Genomic DNA, 8,362 nt, shown 5'->3' with positions numbered 1-8,362 from the left:
CTGGGGCGCTTCAGGGCCGACCAAGCCGGAACCGGACCGGAACTCAGCGTGCTCACCCGCCCCCCTCAGATCCACGCCCACATCGCGCAAGTTCTCTTCGCTGGCCTCGAAGATGCTGACCTCCAGGAGGACCTGGTTAGGTGGGACGTCCAGCATCGAGATGACCTCTCCTGGCGCTGCTCGCTCAGCGAGGTCGAGGGCAACGGCGGCCGCCAGAGGCGTAGAAACGGCGCCCATCAGGATGAGGCTGGAGCTCAGCGCGACCACTTTAATGGTCTCACCCGGTAGTGCCAGGCGGAGGTCGTCCTGAAGTTGGCGGCCGTCTGGGCCGACATTGACGTCGATCACCTGCAGAAGCTGGGGGCCGGGGCCATAGACTAAGAGATTCGTGGACCCGGCTTGGCGGCCGGTGACGTAGATGCTGTCGTCTCCGCCGATGCTCACCTGCGCCGTCTCCGGCTGCGAAACAACGATTTGCTCGATGTCGCCCGTCACGGTCAGCGCCTCGGCCTTGGCGACCGCAACTTGCAGAGTGGCAACGGGGACCCTTTCGGGAGGCAGGATCTGTGCCTGCGCGAGCGGCGCAAGCACCAGCCAGCACAGCACTACGAGCCATAGGCGGCGACATGACGCGAACCTAGGCTTGCCGAGCCCCGCAAGCGGGGCCTCCGAGAGAGGGCGGAAGATTCGCATCGACGGCGCTAGCGCTTGGGTCCCTGCCAGAGCGGAGACATTTCGAGGGTACCCGCTAAGTTATGATGAATATCTGAATGGAAATCGGCAGCTTATATGTTCATTAGAAGTAGATTATCATCCCAACTACGAGGTAATAGATCCGAATTGGTCTTACTAAGTCTGTCCGCACCGGGGTTTTCCGAGCACTACCTGGTATGCTTCCAGGGTAGCACCTCGTGTCCGGCACGCCGCGCGAACAGTTCTTCTGAAACGTGAAGCGTCGACCGCTCACACCGGCCAGTTCTCCAGCGGCCCTTCGGCCGCTACACCTCCTCGAACCCGGCGATGGGAGTCACTTACAACGCGACATCCTCATTCGCTTGGTCGGGACGCCTGTGCTGTCCGCACCTTGAGTACTGGTACCTCGGCGGCGCTACGGAGGCCGCCCCCCATGTCGGGCAAAGGATGGGCCGCCCTTCGCGGACAGCTACGACGTCCGGTGGCGAAACGACCGGTAACCGCCCGACGAGAGTTCGTCGGCCTGGTCACGCGGGCAGCATCGCCGCCGCCCCCCCGCCTGCATCAAGCAACCGTCGCCCGCCGGGAGGCAATGTTTGCGCGCGTAGGCCGAGGCGTTGCCTTGGCAGCCGGCATTCGGGTCTCCGGCTCGTCGCGCGTGTCCTCAACGTCGCCAGCGGTAGCGCGGCCAGCCCGTGCCGCACGGCGAAGCGGCTCTTTCCGCGCAACCCTCAGGCCCCGGACTCCAACCTCCCAAGCAGTCGGTCCGCGGCCTTGATCCCATCCTCTAAGGCAATGATGCTCTCCGGAGAGGCCCCGTACTGCCGGGCTTTTTCCAGCCCGAAAACCAGCGTGTCCCGCTCCGCTTGGAGCTGAGCGCGCTGCTCTGCCTTGGTGTCCTCGTTCATGGCTTCACCATAGCGCCGACCGCACACCCATGCGAGAATGGTAAGCTGGAACTGTTTCGCGCGTGAGACGCGTCGGGTTTCTCCAATTGGACGGCTGGAGGAGGCGCCAGCTGAGCTGGTCAGTGAACCCTCGACGTCCGTGCGGTCATCCGGCTACGACGCCGCACGATTGTCAAACCTGCAGGTGAGATGGGTTCGCCGAGTCAGCGGACCCGCTTCAGCCCCGATCGCAGTAGTCGACCTCCCAGATCAGAGGTCGCCGCGAGCCGCGAGCAATCCAACGTGATGTTGCCGCGGGAATCGATCGCCATCGTGACGTCGCCAAAAGCGCTGCCCCGCTTGAAGAGCGGCCCGGGTGCGGCCTCACCGGGCAGGGCAAAGCGATTGCCCTGCGATGATCATCCGAACAGGGGCAGCGATCGCCTGATGCTTGGAAAACGAACGCGAGCGCGCTCGGTGGTTGCGGCGCCAGCGCAAGCGACCGTCTGTTGTTCAAGCAAATCTTCGCTTACGCGCGATGCTGGCAAGGCGCCGTCACAGTTGGGTGTGCCGGATTGCACTCAAGCTTGGCATGCGCAGCGGGTCCCGACGTTTTCCCCGAGGGGCCGGTTCAGTCAAACCCTGAGGCTCTTGCGCCTGCTCGTCGGGACACGACCTGCTCCCAGGCCCCGTTGGCGCCGTTGATCTCGGTGCTGATCTTCGAGAACGCGCCGCCGCTTCGGAATATCAGGTTCAGAATGGTGACGTGCGATCAGTCTCTGCGAGCCACCTCGAAGGGCAATTGAGGATCCGGTGCGGGCGAAAATTGAGAAATGAGTTCGCCCGCACGCCAGAGTTCGAACGGAGCACCTTCTGTTGCGTCCGCTGCTCGCGCGGCAGCGACCAGATCATCAGGAGCGCGGAACTCCTCGCACACCAGGCGATCGTGCCCGTCACGCTCGCAAAGAGCATATTCCAACCGCTTCTCCATTCCCGCAGGCTTGGCACCGACACGCGCCATAGCTGCGGTAGGAGAACCATCGCGGGAGTCAGAGGTAAAAGCGGCAGATCATCGCACATGAAGGTGGGAACAGAGCGGTCCGTTACACGGCGTTTCCGGCCACTTCTGTCATGCGTGGAGATCGACCGGGAGGAGTTCGATGCGTTCACCGGCGACGGCTGCCGTCCGAACGGGTGGTAAGCGCCTCGAGTACCAGCCGGCGCGCCACCTCGATGACTTGCACGTGGCGATAGACCAACTCCGTCACGAGTTCGGGCTTGAGAGGCGCGACAGGAACGCGTCCTGGATGCGCACCGCAGGCGGCTAGTTAGTCTCTGAAATGCGGTCGCGCGGCGCCATCTCGGGCGACGACTGATGTCCGAGCCAGCGATGACGATCGCCAATTGCAAGGATCTCGGACGACTCGTTCGCCGACGCGCGAACGTCCCGAAGAGCTCGGTAGAGCAATGGTCAGCCGAACTAATCAATCACCCGACAGCATCAGCGCCGCGACGGCACGGTCGACGGCGAGCACCTCTCCGCACGAAATGTGGCGCCAGCGGTCAAAACTTCGCCCAAATCAAGGCGGACGGGGATGAGGTTGCTGCTTGCTACGCTGCGTCACCTTTGGGGAAGCCCGGACGACCGATGACCTACAAGTTCTCCGGCCTCGCGAAGTTCATGCACGAGCACGCCAGCATGAAGCCCGACGTGATCTTCGCCGAGGCCGAGGATCGCTGGCCGGCGGCGACCCGCGAGCATCTGCTGCAAGCGATGATCGTTGCGATCGACATCATGAGGATGGACGCCGCAGTCGAACACGCCGAGGGCGAGGGGATTCTCGCCGGGCCCCAGGCCGAGGGCAAACTTCCGTAAACGGTTCGGTATCGGGTGCGGGTGCTTGGCGCTATCCCGGCGTTCCAGCCCGCTGCCGCCCCGGGGCCGAGAAGGTGATTTGCGCGATCCTGGTGGGCGCGATCCTCTTCTTCGCGCGTTAGCATGAGCGCACCGTTGCAGAGCCTGCTGGTCGCCAAGGACGCGGCCGAGTACGTTCGGCTGCCCGTGGCCGAACTGGAACGTCTGGGATGGGTCGCGTCTACCTGGGATAGAGGTCCGATACGGCGGCGTCGCCATCGACAGGCACGTTGGCGCGCTGTCCGGGCTAACACCGACGTCGCCAGCGCTCACGCCCGACAACAATGACCCCGAGACTGCCTTTGAATGGTCTTGTCCAGATCTCCGCCTTGCTGCCCGGCGTTCAGAGGTCCGGAAGCGCCTCGCTGGCGGCCGTGTGGCTGAGTGCGGGTGTGCGTGGCGGGGCGGCCCCCAGGTGCTGGTCGTCACCGCGAACAACCCCGCCGCACCGGGCTCGCGCGGTCGCTGAAGCTGCCGGACTCCTCGCAAGTTCGACGAGACGCGCGTCGACGGCGCCCGACACCGTGTCGTTCTACGGCTTGGTCACCAGCATGCTTCCGGGGCAAAAAAGGGGGGTCTGAAGATCAGGCCCTTGGCCGCTCTCGAGGCGGCCTGAGCACCAAGATCCACCTGGCCGTAAGGGGACTGGGCTGCCCGGTCCGCTTCCATCTCACCGCCGGCCAGATGGGCGATGCGCCCCAGGCCCTCCCCTTGATCGAGGGCTTGCCGGCCGCGGTGGTCATGGCCGACACCGCCTACGACAGCGACCCGATCCGCCAGGCCATCGCCGACAAGGGCGCGCTGGCCGTGATCCCCAACAATCCATCACGCGCCATCAAGCACCCGCTCGACGCCGACCTCTACGCCCAGCGCCAGCAGGTCGAATGCTGCATCGGAAAACTCAAACAGTTCCGCCGCGTCGCCACCCGCTATGAGAAGACCGCCAGGAACTTCCTCGCCGTCGTCACCCTCGCCGCCATCATCATTTGGCTTCGCTAGTGTCCACAGCCCCTAGTCTCCCGCCCGAGAGCCCCGGAAACGCTGCATGATCGCCGCCCTGTTCGCAGGAGTAGCCGTGCGGCTCGGTGATCAGGCGATGTGAACTCGGCACGAACGCCGCACGCAACGGAACGTGGCATGATCGCCTCGTGAGGCGTTCGCGCGCGTGCGGGCGATGCCATGGCCCGCGGGGCGTGGTGAGGTATAGTCACGCTGCGCTTGGCTTCCGTGCAAGGGACCAAGAGCACCGCCCCCCTCCGGCGCCCCCCCGGGACCGGGAGGGGGGCGACCTTGCTAGGGACAGTCGATGTGCCTGCTAACACGGCGAGCGTGAGCGGATGGCTGGTGTCGGTTGTGAAACCGCGAGCGTCCGAAGCTCGGGCGGTCGCAGTATGGATGCCTGACAGGATAGACGCGGTCGAGGCTGTAGAGCACGCCCGCGCAGGCCTGAACGCGGTTGTACGCGCGCTCATATTCGAATGGACTCGCTGAAACGAGAGCTGCGGTCCCCCCAAAGGGGGCGGGTAGCCGATATAAGGTAGCGGTTTGTGGCTAGGGGCCGAGTGAAGGGCGTCTGTGTGGGGCGTGTGAAGTGCGAGTGGAGGCTCGTTCGGCGGGTGTCGATATGGTCCGAGCGATGGGCTGGATGTGTCGCGAGGGCGGGCCGAAGCTCTCGACGACATGGCGATTGGCAGCAAACAGGGGTCACTGCGTCAGCCAATCCTGCATTGGCGAGCGGATCCTTGGCGAACAGCGCGGGTGTATACGCATGTCCGCCCATGTGGCTTACGATGGGTCACCGATATCTCCGAAGCTGATGTCGGAGGCCTCCCTGCAGCGCTGATCGCGTTGCCCGGGGTAGTGCGGGGGAAGCCGGCCCCAGGCATTGAAACGGAGAGAGGCGCATGCGCCCTGCAGAGGGCGGCCAGCCCGGTTGGGACAGGCCGGCCGCCCTCTGCGCAGGAGTTTCTATAGCCGCACGCACGGCTTTCCTGCACGTCTCAGACCGGTCTACGACGGTCTGGACATGATGCAGCCTGAAAGCTGCGGGCCAAATGCGTTTGATCTGCGCCAGGCACAGCGGCGGTGGGCGCTTCGAGTTCAGCAACTCCGGGCAGTCGCGGGGGATCGCGCATCCCGTGACACTACGGTGCTGTGTGGGAACCCGACCAGGCTGAGGCGGTCGCGACTGTCGAGCGGCCTTGCGTAGGCATGGGCGCGGTTGCACCGGCGCTGAGGCCGACAGACGCCAAGGTGCTTGCATTCCACGGCGTGCCCCGAGGCGGTATGCAGGTGTGGTGGGCCAGCGCGTCGGAGTGCAATTCCGCCCATTGACGGGTTCCCAGGGCGAACGCGTGGAGGCTTTTAGCGATCTTGAGGGCCTTAACCTTGCAGAAGGGTCGTCCCCTTCTACTACCTCGATCATGTCGGGCAAAAGGGGCGCCCAGTGCTTTCTTCACCCCACTCGCGTCGCGCCCGCCGGCGCGCGCGCCGAGTCGAGCTTACACTCCTCGCGGCCTACCCGGTGGGCGCGACCCTGTTGACGATCGCGCTAGTGCGGGCGTTCGGACGCGTGCTGGCGATGACATGACGCGCCGGGCGCCTTCGGTAGACGCCCAGACAAGGCCCCGGCTCTCTCGCTGGCGCCGCTCAAATCGTCAAATCAGCGGCTCGCTAGGTCAGGCAGCACGCCTGCGGCGGGTCATAGAGCCCGCAGCCCCGAAGCCAATGATCACCATCGCCCAGGTCGACGGCTCAGGAAGCGCACCGACCCTCAGGCGGAAGTTGTCGAGCAGCGGACCGACGTTGTCGTTGCTGGCCGTCGTGACGAAGGCGCGCGAGATCGACAGAGAAGAACTGACCGTAGGGCGTGACGATCCCGTAGTCGGGGTCCTTCACGAGGTCGACGTTGCCATCAGTTTCAACCACCAGCTGGTCGAACAGGGGTTGCGGCGCCTTCCCTAAATTCAGAATGGAGGCGTTGCCATAGCCTTCAAAGCCGTCATAGACGACAATGCCAGCTTGAGCGCTCGTTGCTAAGAGGGCGCCGGACGCAAGGCCAGCAAGCGCGGCCGAGTTGAACGGCTTGACCATCTTTGAGTCCCCTAAGGCAGCTGCAGAGCGCTCCGACGTAGGTCGTCAACGTGCCGTTGCGCGGGTCTTTCCCCCTCGCCGTCCAACGACTGCCCGCAGTTCCTCCACAAGGCTAAACGGCTCGCGCTCGCGGCCGGTCAGGGCCGTGAATACCTCCCGCTCCTTATTGGTCACGGCCTCGCCCATGCTGGCGATGCAGCGTCCGCTATGCCAGCCACGACGGGCCCGGGAGCGCCCAGCAAGCGGCTGTCTGTGAGGGCCTCATGCATGCTGACGAGCGGATCGTGGCGTTGCCGCCCGACCCGACCACAGCCTCTATCAAGTCCCGGGCGACTCGTGGTCGCCCTGCCTCCTCGCCCGGAATGCGGTCTGCCAAAGAGGCCGCCCTGTGGTCTGTCCGTTGCGTGGCTCGCGACGGGGGAGGCTGGGAAAGCGGCATAGCGGGCGTCTATCTTTGCCGATGTCAGAGTTCTGACAAATCTGACGTGCTGTGGGCAACCAGTTCCTCGGCGACCTCATGCGCCGCGTCGGCGGCCAAGAAGGAGGGAATGGCCGATGACCAAGGTGACCCGCATCGTCTGCCGCAAAGCGTTCCCACCTCTAGGCGGGACGCAGAGCTCAACTGGCCCGTGGCTTGCAGCCAGGGTCCTGTCCGGACCGCCGCAGATCGGTCTGGCACGTGCAGGAAGCCGAGCTTGCGGCTACCGAAACTCCTGCGCAGAGGGCGGCCAGCCTGTCCCAACTGGGCTGGCCGCCCGTCGCGAAGGGCAGGCCGACGATGGCAGTGTCGGCATGAGTGACCCAGGCCTTCAATGCCGTCATCGTCGACCAGACCGTGATGGCCAGGGCGCTGCGAAGGTCGAGTTCCGCAAGCTGAAGCATGCCGAGATCGCAGCCTTGTTCGAATCCAGGGCGAGATCGCAACCAGCATCGACCAGGAGGCCATCGCGGCAGCCATGGCGGCCGAGGCGTTGGACCCTGACGCCCTGTCAGATGTGGCGGTGGAGGCGTCTGCCTGGCTGAAGAGGATCGGGAGCGGATCAGCTTGGTCGAGGTCCGCCAGCTGTTCGAGGTGGCGGCCTGCGGTCATGGCCGCAGTGGATCGTGCTCCGGGCCGCCGGCAAGCCGGTCCCGGAGCACTGCAACCGCCGGCGCATCGGACTTGGGACACGCTGGACGTCGTGAACAAGACAGATCCGGAGCCCCAGCAGCGAGCGGAGCCCCACGCAGAAGCCTCCACGGAGCGCCGTCACGACCGCAAGCTCGACTACCGAACAGCTACATTACGCGCGATGGCGTCCCCGCCTATGAGTGTGCTGCTGACCCGGCGGCCGATGCAGGACAAGTGACCCGGCTACCAATTGCGGAGGTGGAGCACCTCTGCGATCTCTTGCAGAATAGCACCGAGCCGCCGTTGCGGCTGATCCAGCAGTGCCCCGATGGGAGTAGAGGATGACCGCACCTGCGCAAGTCTTGGTGACCCACCTTCAAGGGACAGGCGATGCCAACGATGGAGCCTTCGTGACCGTGACGATGACGGATAATCGGGACCGGCCGTTCGTTTTGGTTTTACCGCTGACCCAGGTCCGTGCCCTGATTGCGCCCCTGACGTGGGCCGTCGGCTCAGCTCACAGTCGCCAGCGCGCGCGGCTTGGGAGCGACCAAGCGGTCATCGACCACCTTGGCTTGGCCGCCCTTCGGCCGGATGGGATCGAGGTAGGCCACGCCTCCAAGGCTGGGGCGGAGCCGGAGGTTCTCATACGTCTGCTCCAGA

At 65.0% G+C, this 8,362-nt stretch carries 5 protein-coding genes and 1 pseudogene; 2 read left to right on the top strand and 4 right to left on the bottom strand.

Features of this window, described 5'->3' with window-relative positions; all coding sequences use genetic code 11:
* Both QZV94_RS20295 and QZV94_RS20290 read right to left on the bottom strand, forming a co-directional pair.
* Positions 1-606: pilus assembly protein N-terminal domain-containing protein (locus tag QZV94_RS20295; RefSeq protein WP_293681130.1), on the bottom strand; the 606-nt coding region annotated here is incomplete at its 3' end.
* An 818-nt stretch (positions 607-1,424) separates the two neighbouring features.
* A complete protein-coding gene (locus QZV94_RS20290) occupies positions 1,425-1,601 on the bottom strand; it encodes a hypothetical protein (RefSeq protein ID WP_293681127.1) in 177 nt (58 codons plus the stop codon).
* Between the two features lie 1,627 nt (positions 1,602-3,228).
* Between QZV94_RS20290 and QZV94_RS20285 the strand changes: the two genes are divergently transcribed.
* Together QZV94_RS20285 and QZV94_RS20280 are read left to right on the top strand one after the other, a co-directional pair.
* On the top strand, positions 3,229-3,456 hold the full coding sequence (locus QZV94_RS20285) for a hypothetical protein (RefSeq protein WP_293681124.1): 228 nt from the start codon (positions 3,229-3,231) through the stop codon (positions 3,454-3,456).
* 568 nt (positions 3,457-4,024) lie between these two features.
* Positions 4,025-4,494 (top strand): annotated as a pseudogene (locus QZV94_RS20280) (IS5 family transposase); the annotation flags it as partial.
* A 1,679-nt stretch (positions 4,495-6,173) separates the two neighbouring features.
* Here the strand turns inward: QZV94_RS20280 and QZV94_RS25280 are convergent.
* On the bottom strand, positions 6,174-6,233 hold the full coding sequence (locus tag QZV94_RS25280) for a hypothetical protein (protein ID WP_367254964.1): 60 nt from the start codon (positions 6,231-6,233) through the stop codon (positions 6,174-6,176).
* A 16-nt stretch (positions 6,234-6,249) separates the two neighbouring features.
* A complete protein-coding gene (locus tag QZV94_RS20275; RefSeq protein ID WP_293681121.1) occupies positions 6,250-6,588 on the bottom strand; it encodes a hypothetical protein in 339 nt (112 codons plus the stop codon).
* Between the last annotated feature and the right edge of the window lie 1,774 nt (positions 6,589-8,362).

The organism is uncultured Phenylobacterium sp. (assembly GCF_902826855.1).
Taxonomy (GTDB): domain Bacteria; phylum Pseudomonadota; class Alphaproteobacteria; order Caulobacterales; family Caulobacteraceae; genus Phenylobacterium.
The sequence above is the reverse complement of the archived record's forward strand: the minus strand, read 5'-3'. Positions and strand labels throughout refer to the sequence as shown.

Coding starts and splice junctions, on each gene's coding strand:
- QZV94_RS20290 (WP_293681127.1), bottom strand. CDS start 1,601: ATGAACGAGGACACCAAGGCAGAGCAGCGCGCTCAGCTCCAAGCGGAG.
- QZV94_RS20285 (WP_293681124.1), top strand. CDS start 3,229: ATGACCTACAAGTTCTCCGGCCTCGCGAAGTTCATGCACGAGCACGCC.
- QZV94_RS20275 (WP_293681121.1), bottom strand. CDS start 6,588: ATGGTCAAGCCGTTCAACTCGGCCGCGCTTGCTGGCCTTGCGTCCGGC.